The following is a 19,127-nucleotide window of genomic DNA, read 5'->3' on the forward strand; positions in this document are numbered from 1 at the left end:
ATTGTTTCGCGGTCGTCCGTCAGCGCCGCGCGCGAGCCGGCGCGCGTAGGGCGCCGGCGAGGTGGTCGACGAACGCGCGCACCCGCGCGGGCAGAAACCGCGACGGGAGGTACACCGCGACGACCCGGCGGCGCACCGGCAGCCACCCGGCGAGCACCTCGCGCAGGCGGCCGGCGGCGACGTCGTCCGCGACGAGGTACGCGGGGAGCTCGGCCAGGCCCAGGCCGGCGCGCGTGGCCTCGAGCACCGCGAGGACGCTGTCGCTCGAGAAGACCGCGGGCACCCGCACCGGCGCCTCGGCGCCGCCGGGCTCGACGAGGCGAAAGACGACGTGCGACGCGCCGCCCGGTCCATAGCGGAGCCCGGCGTGCGCGCCGAGCTCGGCCGCGTCGCGCGGGGCGCGGCGCCGGCGGAGGTAGCCCGGGCTCGCGTAGAGGCCGCGCCGGTCGTCCTCGAGCGGGCGCGCGACGAGCTCGGCGGGCGGGGCGGTGACCATGCGGACCGCGACGTCGATCCGCTCCTCGACAAGGTCGGCGAGCCGGTCGCCGCAGCGGAGATCCACGGTCACGCCCGGGTGCTCGGCCTGGAAGCGCGCGCAGATCGGGGCGACGCGGCACGCGCCGTAGACCGCCGGCGCCGCGACGCGCAGCGGACCGCGCACCGCCTGGTCGCGCGCGGCGATGTCGCGCTCGAGCGACTCGACGTCCGCGAGGAGCTGCCGGCCACGCGCGACGTACGCCTCGCCGAGATCGGTGAGCGAGACCCGGCGCGTCGTGCGCTGCACGAGCCGCACGCCGAGCCGCGCCTCGGCGCGGGAGACGGCCTTGCTCACGGCCGACGGGGTGAGCCCCAGCCGCTCCGCCGCCGCGGAGAACGAGCGCAGATCCGCGATCGCGACCAGGAGCCTCAGCGCGTGCGCGGCCTCGCTCGGGTCGATCGATGAACCGAGCTCACGAATCTTGGCCTCCACGCGCCGATTGTACGCCGCATCCGCCGAAGGCCGCCGCCCGGCGCTCGCTCGAGGTGCCTCGCGCGCTCCTCCTGCCCGCGCGCGGGAGGGCCGACCGTCAGCCGAAGAACGCGCGGATCGCGGCCGCCACGCGGGCGACCTCGTCCCCGGTGAGCTCCGGAAAGATGGGGAGCGCGAGCGTCTCGCGCGCGGCGGACTCGGCGACCGGGAGGGCGCCGGCGGGCGGGCCGAGCGGCGCGAAGCAGGGCTGAAGGTGGAGCGGCGCCGGATAGTAGATCTCGGTGCCGACGCCCCGCGCGGCGAGGAAGCTCCGCAAGCGGTCGCGCAGCGACGCGTCGTGCAGGCGAATCACGTACTGGTTGAACGTGTGCCCGGCGTCGCGGGCGTCCGGCAGCGAGATCGGCAGGCCCGCGCCGCCGAGGAGCGACGCGTACTGCGCGGCGTGATCGCGCCGCCGCTCGAGGAGCGCGCCGAGCCGCGGCAGCTTGCGCCGGAGGAGCGCCGCCTGGAGCGCGTCGAGCCGGAAGTTGCCGCCGACCAGCGTGTGGCGATGCTTCTCGCGAGCGCCCTGCGCCCGCAGCGCGCGGACGCGATCGGCGAGGTCGCCGTCGTCCGTGGTCACGAGCCCGCCATCGCCGAAGCCGCCGAGGTTCTTGGTCGGGAAGAACGAGAAGCACCCGAGGAGCCCGAGCGCGCCCGCGCGGCGGCCCGCGTGCTCGGCGCCGAACGCCTGGGCCGCGTCCTCGAGGACCGGCACGCCCCGCGCGACGGCGAGGAGCTCGTCCATGGGCGCGCAGGCGCCGAAGAGGTGGACGGCGACGACCGCCCGGGTGCGCGCGGTCAGCGCGCGCGCCAGGGAGGCGGGATCCAGGTTGAAGGAGCCGGGGAGCACGTCCGCGAAGACCGGCCGCGCGCCGGTGCGATGGACGGCCCCCGCGGTCGCGAAGAAGGTGTACGCGGGGCACACCACCTCGTCGCCCGCGCCGACGCCGAGCGCCATCAGCGCGGCGAGCAGCGCGTCGGTGCCGGACGAGACGCCGATCGCGTGCCGGACGCCGAGGTACGCGGCGCACTCCGACTCGAAGGCCTCGACCTCCGGACCGAGGATGTAGCGGCCGCTCTGGACCACCGACTGGAACACGGCGGTGAGCTCGTCCTGCATGGCGAGATCGCCGCGGGCGCGATCGAAGAAGGGGACGGGCGGCGTCATCCCTCGTCGCCCTCCGCCGGGGGGAGATCGCGGTAATGGCGCGCGGCCGCGGCGCGGGGCGCCGGCAGCGGCGCGTCCTCGTCGAGGTCGAGGCAACGGACGAGCTCGCCGCGGCGCTCGTAACGATAGCCGCTCTCGGGGCAGCGCATCAGGCCGTCGCCCGAGGCGACGAGCTTGTGACCGTGGCGGCTCATCCAGCCGGTGCGCCGGGCCGGCACGCCGGTGACGAGCGCGTAGTCGGGGACGTCGCGGGTGACCACGGCGCCGGCGCCGATGAACGAGTGGCGCCCGATCGTGACGCCGCAGACGATGGTGGCGTTGGCGCCCACGGTGGCGCCGCGGCGAAGGCGCGTCCTGTCGAGGAAGGCGCGGCGGTCGATCTGCGCGCGCGGGTTGACGACGTTGGTGAGGACGGCGGAGGGGCCGAGGAACACGTCGTCTTCGACCAGGGCGCCGTCATAGACAGACACGTTGTTCTGGATCCGAACGCCATCGCCGATGACGGCGGTGCCCGCGACGAAGACGTTCTGCCCGAGGACGCAGTCGCGACCGATGCGCGCGCCCGCGGAGACGTGGCAGAAGTGCCATATCCTCGTGCCCTCGCCGATGTCGCACGGCTGGTCGATGCACGCCGACGCGTGCGCGAAGAACGGCCTCGCGGGCTGGCTCACGGCGCGGCCTCCGGCGCCGGGTCGGCGGGAGGCGCGGGGCGCCGGGCGCGGTCCTCCGGCGCGGCGCGGTTCTCCGGCGCGCCGGCCGCCGAGGGCGCGGCCCAGAGCCCGAAGGCGCCGCGCGTCGCGAGCGGCGGGCCGGCGAGGTCGAGCACCGGCGGGCGGACGCGCCCGATGAGGTAGTCGGCGCCCAGCCCGGCGGCGCGGCGCGCGAGCGACGCGGGGTCGTCGAAGCTCGAGCGGACCGGAGGATCGCGCGGGTCGATCGAGCGATCCGGGTGCGCGCCCCAGGGACGGCCCAGGGCGGCGAGCGTCGCGAGGTGGCCATAGTCGACGACCTCGATCAGGAGGGGCGCCGAGGGAGGCGTGAGCTCCGCGGCGGCGCGGCCGATGGCGACCTCGTCGGTCCGCGGGTTGAAGTGCTCGCGGCGGAGGTGCGGGCGGAAGAAGAGGCCGACGCAGAGCACGGCGAGGAGCGCGCCGCCGAGCGCCCGCCGCGCCCCGGACGAGGCGCCGCGGAAGGCGCGCGCCAGGAGATCGCCGACGGCGAGCGCGAGCAGGAGCAAGGCGAGGAGGGTGGCGCGCTCGGGGTGATGCGTGGGCGCGCCGTCGCGCACGAGCGCGAGCGAGAGCGCGGCGATCTGGAGGGCGGCGACCGCGCCGGGGAGCGCGTACGGCCGGGCGGCGCGGAGGAGCGGCGGGAACGGGCGGGCCGCCCCCGGCGCGGCGCCGCGGCGGGCGCGCCAGGCGACGAGGGCGAGGGCGATGGGGCTCAGGAAGAGCTCGGGCTCCTCGCGGACCATCGCGGCGGGATACGCGAAGAGCCGCAGCAGGGAGCCGTCGCTGCCCGGGCCGAGCGCGCTGCGGTACGAGGCGACGCGGGCGAGGAAGTGCAGCGCCTCCCCGTGGGCGACGCGGTTCCAGGCGATCCACGCGGCGGGCCCGGCGAGCGCCGCGAGCGCCGCGAGCGCGAGCGTCGCCTGCGCGGCGCGGCCCTGGCCGAGGCGGGCGGCCGAGAGCAGCGCCATCGCCGCGAAGACGGCGGCGACGGGCCAGGGTTCGTACCGGGAGAGCGTCGCCAGCGCGAGCGCGAGCGCGCCGAGGAGGGCGCGGCCGGCCGGGGGCGCAGGCCCGGCCGGCGGCGTGACGAGCGACGCCACCGCGAACAGCGTGAGCGCCGCGGTCGGCAGCTCGGGGACCGTCGCCACGCCGAGGCAGGCGCTCCACGGAAAGGCGCCGGCGACCAGCGTGCCGGCGAGCGCGGCGCGGCGGTCGCCCGTGATCCAGCGGGCGGAGATGTAGATGAGCGCGGACGACGCGACGCCGAGCGCGAAGGCGATGGCGCGGGCGACCTCGAGGGTCGGCGCGAAGACGCGGAAGAGCGCGCCGTTGAGCCAGAAGGGGACGGGGAGCCAGCTGGTCCCGGTCGGGTCGAGCCGGGGCGCGTGGGCCCACGCCTGCGCGAGGACCACGCGCGCGAAGTCGTCGTCGCTGACCGCGCGGAAGCCGAGCGCGAGGACCAGCGCGGAGACAGCAGCCTTGGCGAGGGCGACGAGGGCAAGGTCGCGCGCGAGAGGGACGGCGGAGGTCACGGCCCCAGCCGCGAACGACCCCGCGTCGAGCGCGCTGCCCGCCTCCCTCCCCGGCGCGGGAGCGGGCCGCAGCACGCGAGCCTACTTCTCCTGGGATCGCTCGAACTCGCGCAGCTCGCGGTCGCCCGCCGACGAGAGGTAGGCGAGCGCCACGCTCGTCGTCATGAAGACGGCGGCGCAGATGGCCGTGAGGCGGGTCATGAAGTTGCCCGCGCCGCGGCCGCCGAACACCTGGGCCGTCGCGCCGCCCATGGCCGAGCCCATCCCGCCCCCGCGGCCCTGCTGGAGGAGCACGACGAGGATCAGGAACAGACAGACGAACACGTGCACGATGTTGAGGAACGTGTGAAGCATCGGCGTCTTTCTGCTGGGTCGTTCTGGCCTGCGCGACGGGCCCAGGGGCAAACGTGCGAGAGGGGTGCGAGAGGGGTGCGAGGTAGCCGAGAGGGCAGGCCCGGCGCCCCCGCCGCGAGGCGGGGGCGGCCCGCCGATCTACCCCTGTTCGGCGCGCTCCGCCAGTCGGTGCGCGGCGTCGACGATCTTGGCGAAGCCGGCGGCGTCGAGCGAGGCCCCGCCGACCAGGGCGCCGTCGATGTCGTCCTGGGCGAGCAGCCCCTCGGCGTTGTCGGCCTTCACGCTGCCGCCGTAGAGGATGCGCGTGACGCCGGCGAGGTCCTCCGAGGCCTTCGCGAGCAGGCCGCGGATGAACGCGTGCACCTCCTGGGCGTCCTCGGCGCGCGCGACCTTGCCCGTCCCGATCGCCCAGACCGGCTCGTAGGCGATGACGCCGAAGCCGGGCTGCTTGGCGAGCTCGTCGAGGAAGGCGCGGACCTGGCGCTCGACCACGGCGAGCGTGTCGCCCGCCTCGCGCTGCTCGAGCGTCTCGCCGACGCAGACGATGGGGCGCAGCTCGGCCGCGATCGCCGAGGCGACCTTCCGGGCCACCGCCTCGTCGGTCTCCGCGAACAGCTGCCGCCGCTCGCTGTGGCCGAGGATGACCCAGGTCGCGCCCGCGTCCTTGAGCATGCCCGAGGAGATCTCGCCGGTGAACGCCCCGGAGACCTCGGCGCTCATGTTCTGCGCGGCGATGCCGACCTCGCTCTTCGCCTCCGCGAGCTCGTGCGCCACGGCGGCGATCGCGGTGAACGGCGGCGCGACCACCACCTCGGCCCGGGTGAGCTCGCGGGTCGCCTTGGCGACGGCCGCCGCCAGCGGGCAGGCGTCCTGCCCACCGGCGTTCATCTTCCAGTTGCCGGCGATGAGCGGACGACGCGAGCCCGCCCGCGGGGCGGCGCCCGTGGCTTCGGGCGCGCCCCCGTCGTTCACGGGCTTCACTCGCTCACCTCGACCGACCGGAGCGCCTCGACGCCCGGCAGCCGCTTGCCCTCGATGAGCTCGAGCGAAGCGCCGCCGCCGGTCGAGATGTGATCGAAGCCCTTGGCGATCTGCTCGCCGGCCTGCTTGACCGCCGCCGCGCTGTCGCCGCCGCCGACCACCGTGAAGCCGGACGCGCCGCTCATGATGCGCGCGACGTCGAACGTGCCCCTGGAGAAGGCGGGCGTCTCGAAGAGGCCCATCGGGCCGTTCCAGAACACCGTCTTCGCCTTCTCGATCGCCTTGCCGAACAGATCGACAGAGCGCGGGCCGATGTCGAGCGCCATCGTGCCCTCGGGGATCGCGTCGACCGACGCGGCCTCGCCCTGCGTCGCGTCGATGCCCGAGGCGACCACGGCGTCGACGGGGAGCAGGAGCTGGATGCCCCGATCGCGCGCCTTGCTCATGATCGTGCGCGCGAGCGGGAGCTTGTCCTCCTCGATCCGGCTCTTCTGCACGTTCTTGCCCTGCGCGGCGAGGAAGGTGTTCGCCATCGCGCCGCCGATGCACAGGGTGTCGACCACGTTGAGGAGCGCCTCGACGACGTCGATCTTGTCAGAGACCTTGGCGCCGCCGAGGACGGCGACGTACGGCTTCTCCGGGCGATCGGTGAGCCGGGTGAGCGCCTTGAGCTCCTTCAGGAGGAGCAGGCCGGCGGCGCGCTCGCGCACGAGGCGCGGCAGCGCGTGCACCGACGCGTGGGCGCGGTGCACGGCGCCGAAGGCGTCGTCGACGTAGACGTCACAGAGCTCGGCGAGCTGGCGCGCGAAGCCGTCGTCGTCCTTCTCCTCCTCCTCGTGGAAGCGGAGGTTCTCCAGGAGACAGATCTGGCCCGCGCGCAGGTCGTAGATGACCTTCTTGGGCGAGTCGCCGACGCAGTCGTCGGGCAGATGGACCTCGTAGCCGGTGAGCTCACTGAGCCGCCCACCGCACGGCTCCAGGGAGAGCCCCTCGGTCTTGCCCGGCTTCGGGCGGCCGAGGTGCGACGCGAGGATCACCTTCGCGCCCGCCTCCATGACGAGCTTGATCGTCGGGATCGCCTCGCGGATGCGCGAGTCGTCCGTGATCTTGCCCGTCTTCTTGTCGAGCGGGACGTTGAAGTCGACGCGGATGAAGACGCGCTTGCCGCTGAGGCCGCCGGCGTCGCCGGCCGCGGCGAGGTCCTCGACAGAGCGGATTCCGGTGAGCTTCACGGCGCTACACGCCCTTCTTCGCCACGAGCTGCGCGAGGTCGATCATGCGGTTCGAGAAGCCCCACTCGTTGTCGTACCACGAGAAGATCTTCGCGAACCGGTCGCCGAGGACCGACGTCATGGTGGCGTCGAACGTGCTGGACGCCGGCGAGCCGATGAAGTCGCCCGAGACGAGCTCCCGGTCGGTGTAGTTGAGGACGTCCTTCATCGGACCCTGCTCCGCGGCCTGCTTCATCGCGGCGTGGATGCTGTCCTTCGTGATCGGCTTCTCGGTCTCGAGGGTGAGGTCCACGAGCGAGACGTCGACCGTGGGGACGCGGATCGCGAGCCCGTCGAACTTGCCCTTGAGCGCCGGGATGACCTCGGAGAGCGCCTTCGCGGCGCCGGTGCTCGAGGGGATCATGTTGACCGCGGCGGCGCGCGCGCGGCGCAGGTCGCCCTTCCGGTGCGGGATGTCGAGCAGGTGCTGGTCGTTCGTGTACGAGTGCACCGTCGTCATCAGGCCGCGGACGATGCCGAAGTTGTCGAGCATCACCTTGGCGATGGGGGCGAGGCAGTTCGTCGTGCAGGAGCCGCACGAGATGACCGTGTGCTTCTGCGCGTCGTAGAGCTCGTCGTTCACGCCCATGACGACCGTGAGGTCGTGGCCCTTGGCCGGCGCGCTGATGATCACGCGCTTGGCGCCCGCGTTGATGTGGCCGGCGGCCTTCGCCTTGTCCGTGAAGAGGCCCGTGCACTCGAGCACGATGTCCACGCCGAGGCTCTTCCACGGCAGCTCGGCCGGGTCCTTCAGCGCGAGGACCTCGATCTTCTGGTCGCCGATGCTGATGTACTTGTCGCCGGCGCCGACCTTCGCCGCCTTGAACTCGCGGTGGATCGAGTCGTACTGGAAGAGGTGGGCGAGGGTCTTCGGATCCGTCAGGTCGTTGATGGCGACCAGCTCGATATCCTTCACGCCGCGCTCGTAGAGCGCGCGGACAATGCAGCGTCCGATGCGTCCAAAACCGTTAATTGCGATCTTCGTCGCCATCACGAACTCCTGGGAAAGTGGCCGGCGCGATACGTAGTCACCTCGCGCGCGACGGTCAAGCAAAGCCTCAGCGCGCGCGACGCAGGCGATGAAGCGGCCTCTCGCCGCGGCGCAGCGGCAGGTGCGCGCCGGGGCCGGCTGGTCGGGCGAGGCGTTCGGTCGGAGGTGCGGGCGGGCGTTCGGTCGGGCGGGCGTTCGGTCGGGCGTTCGGGCGGGCGGGTGTTTCGGTCGGCGCTTCGGTCGGCGCGCTGGCGAGGCTTCGTCGCGCAGGCCTCCAGGCGGGGAGCGCTCGGCTCAGACGCCGAGGAGCTGGATGAGCTTCTCGCGGGTCGTGAGGCCGACCTGCTGCCCCGTCTTCTCGCCGCCCTGGAACACCATCACCGTCGGAACGCTCCGCACCCCGTACTTGCGGGTGGTCTCCGGAGCGCCGTCGATGTCGAGCTTGGCGACCTTCACCTTGCCCTGGAACTCGTCCGCGATCTTGTCGACGATCGGGGCGAGCGCCTTGCAGGGCCCGCACCAGGTGGCCGTGAAATCCACGAGAACGGGGACGGGGGATTTCAGGACTTCGGCCTCGAAATTCTGGTCGGTGAGGGTGTGGACGTTCTGGCTCGCCATGTTTGTCTCCGTCGGTGCCGCGCTGTTCAGGTTCCGGGCCGCACCCCTGTGCGGAGGGTGCGACCCCACGAGTTGACCGAGGCTGCTCCAGCCGGTCGGCCCGATGCAGAGCGGACGCCCTGTCGGGCAAGGAAAGTAACTGGCGCGCACGTCTCCGGCAACCGCCAACCGGCACGGCGCCGGGCGCGCGCCCGGCGAAACCTTCCGCTCGCGCCGCCGGTTTGGTAGATCGACCGACCCGGATGGCGTCGGACGAACCTCCCCCGAAGCACCTCGGCCGCCCGCGAGGCCGCGGCGCTCCCGCGGCGGCCGCGGCGACGACGGGCGGCTACGACGTCGAGGAGACGTGGCGACAGACGGCCCGGGCGCTCGTCGTGCCGCTCGAGCGCGCCCTCACGCTCCCCGCGCTCCGCGCCGCCTTCGCGCGGCTGACCGCGGTGGCCGCGCGGCAGAAGCTCACGATCGCCGAGGACCCGCTGTTCGGCCTGAGAGGCGATCCCGAGAACGATCCGCCGGCGCGGTGGGGCTACGAGGCCGTGCTCCCGATCCGAGGCGCGGCCAGGCGGGAGGGCGACGTGACGGTCATGCGCATCGACGGCGGCATGCACCTCGCCGCGACGACGCCGCGCGGCCTCGACGATCTGAAGCGCCTCTACGGCTACCTGCTCGGTACGCGTTTCCCCGCGAAGCATCAGCAGCTGACGCGGCCGTACATCCTCCACCGCCTCGCGGACGGCCAGGCGCGCGCGCCCGACGAGGCGATCGCGGTCGCGGTCTACGCGCCGGCGGTGCTCTCGATCGCGCCGGTGCCGGTGCCGGCCGACGAACCGGAGGCCTGAGCGCTGGCGGACGCCCGCGCAGCACGACGCGCACGATTCGCCGCACGATTCGCCGCACGAGCGCCCGCTCGCGCAGCGCCGAGCCAGGATGGCCCCCCGAATCCTCGTCATCACGCCGACGTACAACGAGCGAGACAACCTCGCCGAGTTCGTGAGCTCCGTCCTCGCGACGGTCCCGGACGCGCACGTGCTCGTCGTCGACGACGCGTCGCCCGACGGGACGGGCGCCCTCGGCGATGCGCTCGCCGCGCGCGACGGGCGCGTCCGCGTGCTCCACCGACCGGCCAAGCTCGGGCTCGGCACGGCCTACCTGGAGGGGTTCCAGCGCGCGCTCGACGGCGGCTACGACGTCGCGTTCGAGATGGACGCGGACCTCTCGCACGACCCGGGACACCTGCCCGCCTTCCTCGACGCGATCGCCGGGGGCGCGGACGTGGTCCTCGGCTCGCGCAACATGCCGGGGGGCGGCGTCGAGGGCTGGGGCCTCGGGCGGCACGCGCTCTCGAAGGGCGGCTCGCTCTACGCGCGCACCATCCTGGGCGTCGGCGTCCGCGACATGACGACCGGCTACAAGGCGTTCACGCGGCGCGCGCTCCTCGCGCTCGATCTCGGCGGCGTGCGCTCGAACGGCTACGCCTTCCAGATCGAGACGACCTACCGGGCGCTCCGCAAAGGGCTCCGCGTCGTCGAGGTGCCGATCGTGTTCGTCGACCGCCGCGCCGGCCACTCGAAGATGAGCCGGCGGATCTTCGCCGAGGCGATCGTCGAGGTCTTCCGCCTGAAGCTCGACGCCGCGCGCGGGCGCATCTGACCCCCGCGCCCGCAGGAGCGCGCTCGACCCGCCGTCAACCGCCGCCCGTCCTCGACGGCCTCGACGCGGCGGCCGACCGGGTCCGCCCGTCGGCCTCCGGCGCGTCGAGCTCCTCGTCCAGCGCCTCGTCGGCGTCGGCGTCATGGATGCGCGAGCGCCCGGGGGCCTCCTGGTCCTCGACGCGCACGCGCGCCGCCGCGCCCTGATCGCGCTGGGCGGCGCCGTCCGGCGCGGGGCGCCCGCGGACGGCGCGGGTGGCGCGGCGCAGCGCGAGCTCGGCGACGCGGCCGGCCCGGCGCACGCTCGGCGCCGCCTGCTCGCGCAGCACCCGGCCGAACACCAGCGACAGCAGCGTCAGCACCGTCGGCACGACCACCCCGAGCGCGAGGCCGACCGCGATGCGCGCGACCGTGAGGCCGAACAGCGCGCCCGCGAGCGGCAGGCCGTCGAGGCCGCGCCACGGCGCCGCTGCCTCGTCGTGCTCGCGCGCGCGCCGGTCCTCCTTGCGGGCGCGCCGCTCCGCCTTGCGCGCGTCGCGGTAGGCCTTCCGCGCCTCGCGCTCCGCCTTGCGCGCGTCGCGGTACGCCGTGCGCGCGTCGCGCTCCGAGGGGCGCCCGGCGCGCGGCCGCTCCGAGGCGCCGCCGCCCGCGTCGAGCGCCGCGAGCAGAGGCGCGATGCGCGCGGCGCGGCGCTCCGGATCGGGCTCCAGCATCGCGGAGAGGGCCCGCACGAGGCCCGGATCCGCGCGGCCGCCGAGCGCCGCGGCCACGTCGATCGCGAGCCCCCGGTGCGGCAGGTTCTCCGGCTCCTCGCCGGTGAGCAGGCAGAGCGCGGTCGCGCCGACCGCGTAGACGTCCGACGCGGGCAGCGCGCGGCCCTGGAACTGCTCCGGCGCCATGTACCCGAAGGTGCCGACCACGGTGCTCCCGCCCTCGGGGCGCAGGCGATCGCGGACCGCGCCGAAATCGACGATCGCGAAGGAGCCGTCAGGCCTGCGGATCACGTTGTTGGGCTTGATGTCGCGGTGGATGACCGGCGGCGCGCGGCCGTGCAGGTAGTCGAGCATGCCCGAGGCGTCGCGCAGGAACCGGACGATCTCGTCCCGCCCGAGCACCGCGCGGCGGCGGCGCATCGCGCCGAGGCTCTCGCCGTCGATCTTCTCCATCACGAGGAAGAGCGCTCCGTCCTCCTCGAAATGATCGAGGTAGGCGGGCAGGCTCGGGTGCGAGAGCGAGGCGAGCACGCGCGCCTCGCGCTCGGCGAGCTCCACGCCCTTCCAGCTCGAGGCGCCGCGGATCTGGAACCGCTTGATCGCGACGAGCTTGCCGAGCCGCTTGTCGACCGCCTCGAGCGTGTGCCCCTGAGCCCCTTCGCCCAGGGCGCGCGTGACCACGTAGCGCCCGTCGCGCAACGCCTGGCTCGGCTCGGTGCTCATCGCGGGAGCGAGGGTACACCGCCCGCGCACCGGCACCAGGGCGAAGCCGTGCCGGCGCGACCGCGGACGTCCGCGCCCGGCGCGCGCCGCCACCGTGGAGCGCTCTGCTAGAGTCGACGGGCCATGACCCTGATCCTCACCCTGCTCGCGACGTTCACGGTCGCCTACCTCGCCTCGGGGCTGCGGCAGATCAACCAGTGGGAGGCGGCGCTGCGCTTCACGCTCGGCAAGCTGACGGGCCGCGTGTCCCCGGGCGTCACGATGTACCTGCCGGGGCTCCAGGAGCTCCGGCGCATCGACATGCGGATGAAGAACCGCGATCTCCTCCGGCAGATGGTGATCACCCGCGACAACGTGACCACGATGGTCGACGCGGTCGTCTACTACCGCGTCGTCGATCCGGAGAAGGCCACGCTGGCCGTCGAGAACTACGAGACGGCGATGAAGGACCGCGCCAAGGTCGTGCTGCGCGACGTGGTGGGCGAGACGCGGCTCGACGAGCTGCTCGCCCACCGCGAGGAGGTCGCCGCCAAGGTGCGCGCGCAGGTCGAGGCGGTCGCGGAGGCGTGGGGGCTGCACGTGGAGATGATCGGCCTCCAGGACATCGCGCTGCCGCCGCAGATGCAGGAGGTGCTCGCGAAGGGGGCCATCGCCGAGCGCGATCGGCGCTACGTGATCATCAAGAGCGAGGCCGACGTGGAGAGCGCGAAGAACTTCGCCGAGGCGGCGAGCATCCTCGCGCGCTCCCCCGGGGCGATGGAGCTCCGGCGCTTCGAGGCGCTGGCGAACCTGAGCCAGGGCAACACCAAGGTGATCTTCGACCTCGCGAAGCCCTACGACGACGTGCGGCACGCCGCGGCGGCCATGGCGGAGGCGGCCGCGACCGAGGTGCAGCCGGTGCGCGTCCGCGAGGGGCACCACCCGGTCGACGCCGAGGCGCAGCGCGAGGCCGAGGCCGCCATCGAGGCGGACGCCGCGCTCGAGGAGCAGCGCACGGCGCGGCGCGGGCGCATGGGCGGGGCGTGATCCCGGCGCTGACCGCGCTCAAGGCCGCGGCCGTGGCGCTGCTCGAGGCGCGCGGCGAGCGCGGCCTGTCGGCCCTCGTCGCCGGCGCCGAGCTCGCGCTCGCCGGGCCGCCCCAGCGGTGGACGATCGGCTCGCGCGAGGTGAGCGCGCTGCGCCTCTCGCTCGCCGTCGACGCGCCCGCGTTCGCGGCGCTCACGGCGGACGCGGCCCGCCTCGCGGCGGCGAAGGACGCGTTCGCGAGCGCGGTGCGCACCCCGGAGACGGAGCTCGCCGATCTGACGCCGCTCCTGCGCCTGCCCGGCGTCGGGCGCGGCTGGAACCACGTCTACCGGGAGGCCGCGCTCCCGGCCGCGACGGAGCGGCCGCCCCCCGACGCGGTCCTCGGCGGGGCGGCGGCGCTGCTCGAGGCCTCGGGCGACGCGCGCGGCGCGGCGATGCTCCGCCGCGCGCGGCTCGAGGCGGCGCAGGTCCCGAGCAGCGGCGGGGTCGCGCTGGTCCGCTGCGTGGTGCGGCTCGACCCGGCGGACCGCGCCGCGCTCGACCGCGACGGCGAGCGCGCGGAGCGGCTGCAGCGCGCCGTGCGCAGCGCCGGCACGCGCGCGGCCGAGGCGGTCGCGTCCGTCGAGCTCGCCACGGCGCTCGCCCCGCTCGGCGGGTCGACACCGCTCGGCCCGGCCGAAGCGCCGAGCGCCCGGCTCGCGCGGGCGCTCGAGGCGCGCGGCGCCGTCGTGGTGCCCGTCTCCCGCGACGACGGCGGGCCGGGCGGCGAGGGCGTGGAGCTCGCCGTCGTGGCGTCCGGCGAGCTCCTGCGCGTCCGGATCCCCGCGTCCAGCCCGGGGCGCGAGCGCGGCCACGGCGGATGGAAAACCGAGGAGATCCGCGCCATTACGGTCGCTGCCCAGGACGCGGCGACGCCGGAGCGGGCCGGGGAGCTCGCCGCGCTGCTCCTCGGCGGCGGCGAGCTCGCCTGACCGCGCGGCGGGAGGGGCTCGCCCGGCCTCCCGGCGCGCCGTCGCCAGGGCGGCGCGCTGCCGCGCTACGCCCCCGCCCCGGCGCGCGGGCCCTGCCCGAGGATGCGCCGGAAGGTCAGGTTGATGCGCGGCCCCGCGCCGCGCTGCTTGGGCACGCCGTGGCGGTGGTGGTGCTGGGTGGTCCCGCCCATCACGAGGAGGCTCCCCCCGCCGAGCTCCAGCTCGACCGCGGGAGCGTCCTTCCATTTCCGGGCGGGCTTGATGACGAAGCGGCGCGGCGCGCCGAGCGACACGGAGGCGATCAGCGGATTTTGCCCGAGCTCCTTCTCCGCGTCGGCGTGGAAGCCCATGGAGTCGTCGCCGCCGCGGTAGTAGTTCAAGAGCACGCTGTTGAATGCTGGGCGTGGCGCGCGCGACGCGCGCGGCGGCTCGGCCACGGGGAGCTCGGCGCACGCCGACTCCACGCGCGCCTTGAGCTCGGCGAGCGGCGGCGACCACGGGTCGGGCGAAAGCGTCAGCCCCGAGTAGGTGTAGATCGCGCCGGGGTCGCCGTACCACGCCGACAGCCGCGGCTGGAGGAACTCGCTGCCGAAGAGCTTGATCTTGTCCTGCCGCCACGCGACGCCGGCCCGCAGCGCCTCGAAGAGCGCGTCCGCCTCGGCGCGCGGGAGCCACGGATCGAGGAGGGCGAACCAGCCGCCCTCGACGAGGTGCTCGATCCGCGTGCGCACGAGGACCGACTAGCGCGCTCGCCGCGCGCGCGCCAGGCAGCGCCGATGGGGCGCCTCGTGGCGCTCGCCGGGCACGCGCGCTCGTTCGGGCGGAGCGACGCTTCACCGACAGGGGGTTTCCGATGGAGTTCGATCTCGTCGTTTCGCGGGGGACGATCCTCGACGGCAGCGGCCAGCCTCGCTACCTGGCGGACCTGGGGATCCAGAACGGCAAGGTGGCGGCGATCGCCGGGCCAGGCGCGCTCCGCGGAGGGCGCACGCTCGACGCCGGCGGGCTCGCCGTCGCCCCCGGCTTCATCGACGTCCACTCGCACGTCGACTGGCTCCTCCCGCTGCCGGACCACGAGCGCGTCCTCGCGCCGATGGTCGCCCAGGGCATCACGACCGTGGTGGCGGGCAATTGCGGGCACTCCCCTGCCCCGGTCACCGACGCGTCGATCCCGCTGGTGGAGCGCTCCGCGGAGATCCTGAAGGACGGAGCGCTCGCCTATCCGTGGCGATCGATGGGCGAGCTCCTGAGCGCCCTCGAGGGCGGCGGGCTGCTCGTCAATGCGGCGCTCCTCGTCGGCCACGGCACGCTCCGTCAGGCGGTCATGGGCAACAGCGCCGCTCGCCCGAGCGCGGAGCAGATGGCGGCGCTCTGCGCGCTCACGCGCGCGTCGCTCCGCGAGGGCGCGTTCGGGCTCTCGGCCGGGCTGGCCTACACGCCGGGGGTCTTCGCGCGCAGGGACGAGCTCCTCGGCCTGCTCCGGACCGTGGCCGACGAGGGCGGCGTGTTCACGGTCCACGGCCGGGCCTACACGTGGGTCTCGCCGTTCTACAGGCCGCTGCTCCTCGGCCCGCCGCACAACCTCCGCTCCGTCCGCGAGCTGCTCGGCCTGGCCGAGGAGGGCCGCGCGAAGATCCAGCTCTCGCACCAGATCTTCATCGGCCGTCGGACGTGGCCCACGGTGCCGTGGGTGCTCCGCGCGATCGAGCGGGCCGTGGACCGAGGGGTCGACGCCGCGTTCGACGCGTTCCCCTACACGGTCGGCAACACCACGGTGAACGCCCTCTTCCCCGCGTGGGTGCTCGACGGCTTTCGCGCCCGCATCAACGACCCGGCGGTCCTCCGGAGACTCCGGCGGGAGTTCGCGATGTTCCGGCTGCTCCTCGGGCTGGAGTACGCCGACATCCGGCTGCTCTGGGGCGCGGCGCCCGAGCTCGCCGAGCTCGAGGGGCTCGACTTCGAGGAGATCGCGGGGCGCCTCGGCAAGAGCGCGTTCGACGCCTACGTGCACGTCGCCCGCGTGAGCGACGGCCGGGCGCGCGTCCTCCTGGACACGTACTCCGGCGTGGGTGCGCGGGACGAGCCGCTCCGGACCGTGCTCTCGCACCCGCTCTGCGCGTTCGAGACCGACGCCATCCTCACCCGGCGCGGCCGGCACAACCCGGCGTCGTTCGGCACGTTCCCGCGCGTGCTCGGCCACTACAGCCGCGACCTCGGCATGTTCCGGCTCGAGGAGGCCGTGCGCCGGATGACCTCGCTGCCCGCCGAGCGGATCGGGCTCCGCGGCGTGGGGCGCATCGCGCCCGGGCACTGGGCGGATCTCGTCGTCTTCGATCCGGCCGCGGTGGCGGACAACACGACGCCGCGGCGAGCGGACGCGCCGCCGTCGGGGATCCGAGCCGTCCTGATCGCCGGCGAGGCGGTGGCGCAGGACGGCGCGCTGACGAGCAAGACGCGGCAGGGGCGCGTGCTGCGCAGGTAGAGGGCCGGTCGCGGCGCGACGGACGTGCGCCACGGCGCGCTCGACGGAGCGACGCCGCGCCGCCGGCGCACGTGGCGGCGCCCTCGTCCGCCGCGGCCGCCGAGCGTCCCTGGCCGAGGGACGGCGTGTGCCCTACATAGCTCGTCCGCCAACGATGCCGAGCTCGCTCATCCCGCGAAGGAGCCCCGGTTTCCTCGCCCTCGTCCTCGGCGCGCTCATGGCGCTGGGCCCGCTCTCCATCGACATGTACCTGCCGAGCCTGCCGACGCTGCAGCGCGAGCTCGGCACCACCGCCTCCGCGGTGCAGCTCACGCTCGCCGCCTACTTCGCGGGGCTCGGCCTGGGGCAGCTCGCCTACGGGCCGCTGACCGATCGGTTCGGCCGCAAGCGCCCCCTGTACGTCGGCCTCGCGCTCTACGTGCTCGCGTCGCTCGGGTGCGCGCTCGCGCCGAACGTGCAGTCGCTCATCGCGCTCCGCTTCCTCCAGGCCGTCGGCGGCGCCGCGGGGCAGGTCGTGACGCGGGCCGTGGTCCGCGATCTCTATGGCGGGGCCGCCGCCGCGCGGCTGCTCTCGCTGCTCATGCTCGTCATGGGGGCCGCGCCCATCCTCGCGCCGACCCTCGGCGGCTGGATGCTCCTCGTCGCCGGCTGGCGCGTGATCTTCGCGCTGCTCGCCGCGCTCGGCCTCGGCTGCCTCGCGCTCATGGCCGCCGCGCTGCCCGAGACGGCGGCCTCTCGGGTCGAGCGGCTCGACCTCCGCGCGATCGGCGCGCACCTCGGCGCCCTCGGGCGAGATCGCGCCTTCGTCGCGTACACGCTGACGGGCGCCTTCGGCCAGGCCGGCATGTTCGCGTACATCTCGGGCTCGCCGTTCGTGCTCATCGAGCTGTTTCACGTCTCGCCCCAGCACTACGGCTGGATCTTCGGCGCGAACGCGTTCGGCCTCATCGCCGCCTCCCAGCTGAACCACCGGCTGCTCACGCGGAGATCGCCCGCCTGGCTGCTCGCGCGGGCGACGGCCGCGACCACGGCGTTCGGCGTGGTCCTCCTCGCGGTCGCGGTCAGCCGCTGGGGCGGGCTCACCGCCGTGGTCGGCTCGATCTTCGCGTTCGTGGCGAGCCTCGGCTTCATCAACGCCAACGCGACGGCGCTGGCGATGGACGGGCAAGCCGCGCGCGCGGGGCTCGCCTCCGCGGCGCTCGGCTCGGTTCATTTCGCGATCGCGGCCTGCGCCTCGTCGCTGGTCGGTCTCCTGAACGACGGCACCATGCGGCCGATGGCGGCCGTCATGGCCGCCTGCGGCGCGGCCTCATCGCTCGCGTGCGCGGCGGCCCGGCGGCTCGACGCGAGCGCCGCGTCGGCCGCGCACCGCCTCACCGCTCCGCCGACCTCTCGGCGAGCCACGCCGGATATCCCTTCGAGTCCGCGGCCTCCAGCCTGAGGTCGGGCTGCTCCGCGAACACCGCCCGGCCCACGCCGTAGAGCGCCTCGAGCAGGCTCTCCTCCGGGCCGAACGCCTCGAGCCCGAGCGTCCACGCCGCCGGCGCGGCGGTGCCCTTGCCGTCCACGAGGTCGACGCGGGTCAGCTCCACCGCGCACCCGGCGCCGGGGATCCTCTCGCCCGTCGCCTCGGCGACGCGGCCGCTCGCCAGCCCGAACACCCGCACCCGGCGCTCCTTCCTGAGCGTCGTCCACCCGCGCCCCCCGTCATCGGCGTCCGTCGACCGGTGAGACAGCTTGGTCCACCGCTCCAGCTCGCCCAGGATCGTGGGCGAGAAGTGGATCGGGCCGAAGGCGCAGCGCCGGAACTTCGTCTCCAGGCTCGCCGCCCCGCCGCGCATCTTGATCCCGAGATCGGCGCGCTGGACGCGGAGGTAGCGGTCGGTCCGCGGCGGCCCGGACGACGGCGCGCCCGAAAACCACGACGTGAGCCGCTGCACCCGGGCGTCGTCGACGGGCAAAAACCAGCGGACCTCGAAGCTCTCGTGGAGATGCATGGCGTCCTCCTGACCCGTGCGCGGGCGGCGCGCGCGCCCCCATCGCTTCGTGCGAGGAGACGGGAGCGCGTGCGCCGTCGGCGCGGCGGAGGCTGGGTCAGGGCCGGTTCCGGCTGCCATCGCCAAGCGCTGCGCGCTCCGGCGAGCGACCCTGCACATACCGCCGTGGGTCGCTGGATCAGGCCCTCGACGAGGCCCGGAACGAGTCGGACACGACCTTCTTCGCGAAGTCGACGATCTGATCCTTCGGGGCGTTCTGGATCGCGTACTTGACCACGTAGCCGCCGGCGAGGAGGGTGAGCTGGCGCAGGATCTTCGAGCTCGCGAGCACGCCGATCGCGAACGCCGCTCCGCCGATCGCGATGGGAACGATGTAGGGGACGTCCTTGACCTTGCTCTGCACGTCCTTGGCGAACTTGAGCAGCATGTCGAGGCTCATCCCGCCGTCGCCGCCCTGCGCCTGCTGCGAGCTCGACTCCTGCGAGCCGGCCTCCTGCGAGCCGCCCTCGTAGATCCCGTTCTTGTACCCGGTCGAAGTGTACTGGTCGTTACCGATGGTGCTCATAGCGCTCTACCTCGTCCTGAATGATCAAGCCTCTGAGATGGCGATAGCTCCCGGCTCTATGCGAAGCACATACCAGTCTGGAGAATCGCGCAACGGGCGGCGCAGCGACGGCGCTTCGAGCCGCCTGCGCCAGCAGCAAGGGCGAGCGCGTGCGCGGGCGCTCGCCGGCGATGGGGCAACTTGGCCGGGCGTGGCAAATGATCTCGCCCCAAGGGCGCACGCGCCGTCGGCGCTCCGACGAGGACACCGGGACGCGCACGGAGCCCGGCGCGGCTCCGTCCGCGAGGGCGATGTGGGCGGGGCCAGGCGAGCGTCCGGCGATCCAGGGAACACACCTCGCAAC

19 protein-coding genes are annotated in these 19,127 nt (G+C 74.5%); 6 read left to right on the top strand and 13 right to left on the bottom strand.

Annotated elements, in window-relative coordinates:
- Positions 1 to 19: 19 nt before the first annotated feature.
- The 9 genes from WMF33_RS41180 to trxA all read right to left on the bottom strand — a co-directional run bounded on the left by WMF33_RS41180 (position 20) and on the right by trxA (position 8,658).
- Positions 20 to 970: a LysR family transcriptional regulator gene (locus WMF33_RS41180; RefSeq protein ID WP_437333723.1), complete on the bottom strand. Its 951-nt coding sequence runs from the start codon at positions 968 to 970 to the stop codon at positions 20 to 22.
- A 97-nt stretch (positions 971 to 1,067) separates the two neighbouring features.
- A complete protein-coding gene (locus tag WMF33_RS41185) occupies positions 1,068 to 2,180 on the bottom strand; it encodes a DegT/DnrJ/EryC1/StrS family aminotransferase (protein ID WP_437333724.1) in 1,113 nt (370 codons plus the stop codon).
- Positions 2,177 to 2,851, bottom strand: coding sequence for an acyltransferase (locus WMF33_RS41190; RefSeq protein ID WP_437333725.1), 675 nt, complete (start codon positions 2,849 to 2,851; stop codon positions 2,177 to 2,179). The genes WMF33_RS41185 and WMF33_RS41190 overlap by 4 nt, the downstream gene beginning before the upstream one ends.
- Positions 2,848 to 4,518, bottom strand: coding sequence for a hypothetical protein (locus WMF33_RS41195; protein ID WP_437333726.1), 1,671 nt, complete (start codon positions 4,516 to 4,518; stop codon positions 2,848 to 2,850). The genes WMF33_RS41190 and WMF33_RS41195 overlap by 4 nt, the downstream gene beginning before the upstream one ends.
- A 6-nt stretch (positions 4,519 to 4,524) precedes the next feature.
- Positions 4,525 to 4,797 (bottom strand): preprotein translocase subunit SecG, encoded by a 273-nt coding sequence (secG, locus tag WMF33_RS41200; RefSeq protein WP_044986773.1) that lies wholly within the window; start codon positions 4,795 to 4,797, stop codon positions 4,525 to 4,527.
- Positions 4,798 to 4,935: 138 nt separating this feature from the next.
- Entirely contained in the window at positions 4,936 to 5,778 is an 843-nt protein-coding gene (tpiA, locus tag WMF33_RS41205; RefSeq protein WP_437333727.1) for a triose-phosphate isomerase, read from the bottom strand.
- A complete protein-coding gene (locus tag WMF33_RS41210) occupies positions 5,775 to 7,010 on the bottom strand; it encodes a phosphoglycerate kinase (protein WP_437333728.1) in 1,236 nt (411 codons plus the stop codon). Before WMF33_RS41210 ends, tpiA begins: the two co-directional genes overlap by 4 nt.
- A 4-nt stretch (positions 7,011 to 7,014) precedes the next feature.
- A complete protein-coding gene (gene gap / locus WMF33_RS41215; protein WP_437333729.1) occupies positions 7,015 to 8,040 on the bottom strand; it encodes a type I glyceraldehyde-3-phosphate dehydrogenase in 1,026 nt (341 codons plus the stop codon).
- Between the two features lie 294 nt (positions 8,041 to 8,334).
- Positions 8,335 to 8,658, bottom strand: coding sequence for a thioredoxin (gene trxA, locus WMF33_RS41220; RefSeq protein ID WP_061622051.1), 324 nt, complete (start codon positions 8,656 to 8,658; stop codon positions 8,335 to 8,337).
- Between the two features lie 242 nt (positions 8,659 to 8,900).
- Here trxA and WMF33_RS41225 point away from each other — a divergent pair, with 242 nt between their 5' ends.
- Together WMF33_RS41225 and WMF33_RS41230 are read left to right on the top strand one after the other, a co-directional pair.
- Positions 8,901 to 9,497: a GyrI-like domain-containing protein gene (locus tag WMF33_RS41225; RefSeq protein WP_437333730.1), complete on the top strand. Its 597-nt coding sequence runs from the start codon at positions 8,901 to 8,903 to the stop codon at positions 9,495 to 9,497.
- A gap of 88 nt (positions 9,498 to 9,585) precedes the next feature.
- The gene (locus WMF33_RS41230; RefSeq protein ID WP_437333731.1) at positions 9,586 to 10,308 is read left to right on the top strand and encodes a polyprenol monophosphomannose synthase; all 723 of its coding nucleotides are present in this window, start codon (positions 9,586 to 9,588) and stop codon (positions 10,306 to 10,308) included.
- Positions 10,309 to 10,342: 34 nt separating this feature from the next.
- Here the strand turns inward: WMF33_RS41230 and WMF33_RS41235 are convergent, their stop codons facing one another.
- Entirely contained in the window at positions 10,343 to 11,743 is a 1,401-nt protein-coding gene (locus tag WMF33_RS41235) for a serine/threonine protein kinase (RefSeq protein WP_437333732.1), read from the bottom strand.
- 123 nt (positions 11,744 to 11,866) lie between these two features.
- Here WMF33_RS41235 and WMF33_RS41240 point away from each other — a divergent pair, with 123 nt between their 5' ends.
- The gene (locus tag WMF33_RS41240) at positions 11,867 to 12,769 is read left to right on the top strand and encodes an SPFH domain-containing protein (RefSeq protein WP_437333733.1); all 903 of its coding nucleotides are present in this window, start codon (positions 11,867 to 11,869) and stop codon (positions 12,767 to 12,769) included.
- Positions 12,766 to 13,740, top strand: coding sequence for a hypothetical protein (locus WMF33_RS41245; protein ID WP_437333734.1), 975 nt, complete (start codon positions 12,766 to 12,768; stop codon positions 13,738 to 13,740). Before WMF33_RS41240 ends, WMF33_RS41245 begins: the two co-directional genes overlap by 4 nt.
- Before the next feature lie 65 nt (positions 13,741 to 13,805).
- Here the strand turns inward: WMF33_RS41245 and WMF33_RS41250 are convergent, their stop codons facing one another.
- On the bottom strand, positions 13,806 to 14,471 hold the full coding sequence (locus tag WMF33_RS41250; RefSeq protein WP_437333735.1) for an alpha-ketoglutarate-dependent dioxygenase AlkB family protein: 666 nt from the start codon (positions 14,469 to 14,471) through the stop codon (positions 13,806 to 13,808).
- Positions 14,472 to 14,593: 122 nt separating this feature from the next.
- Between WMF33_RS41250 and WMF33_RS41255 the strand changes: the two genes are divergently transcribed.
- Together WMF33_RS41255 and WMF33_RS41260 are read left to right on the top strand one after the other, a co-directional pair.
- Positions 14,594 to 16,222, top strand: a complete 1,629-nt coding sequence (locus WMF33_RS41255; protein WP_437333736.1) for an N-acyl-D-amino-acid deacylase family protein — start codon at positions 14,594 to 14,596, stop codon at positions 16,220 to 16,222.
- Positions 16,223 to 16,376: 154 nt separating this feature from the next.
- Positions 16,377 to 17,663 (top strand): multidrug effflux MFS transporter, encoded by a 1,287-nt coding sequence (locus tag WMF33_RS41260; protein WP_437333737.1) that lies wholly within the window; start codon positions 16,377 to 16,379, stop codon positions 17,661 to 17,663.
- Here the strand turns inward: WMF33_RS41260 and WMF33_RS41265 are convergent.
- Both WMF33_RS41265 and WMF33_RS41270 read right to left on the bottom strand, forming a co-directional pair.
- Positions 17,596 to 18,219 carry a hypothetical protein gene (locus WMF33_RS41265; RefSeq protein ID WP_437333738.1) on the bottom strand — a complete coding sequence of 208 codons (624 nt, stop codon included), beginning with the start codon at positions 18,217 to 18,219 and terminating at the stop codon, positions 17,596 to 17,598. The two genes, WMF33_RS41260 and WMF33_RS41265, sit on opposite strands and share 68 nt — an antisense overlap.
- A gap of 178 nt (positions 18,220 to 18,397) precedes the next feature.
- Positions 18,398 to 18,784, bottom strand: coding sequence for a hypothetical protein (locus WMF33_RS41270; RefSeq protein WP_061624036.1), 387 nt, complete (start codon positions 18,782 to 18,784; stop codon positions 18,398 to 18,400).
- Positions 18,785 to 19,127: the final 343 nt, after the last annotated feature.

It is taken from the genome of Sorangium sp. So ce394 (assembly GCF_051474665.1).
GTDB lineage: Bacteria > Myxococcota_A > Polyangia > Polyangiales > Polyangiaceae > Sorangium > Sorangium cellulosum_D.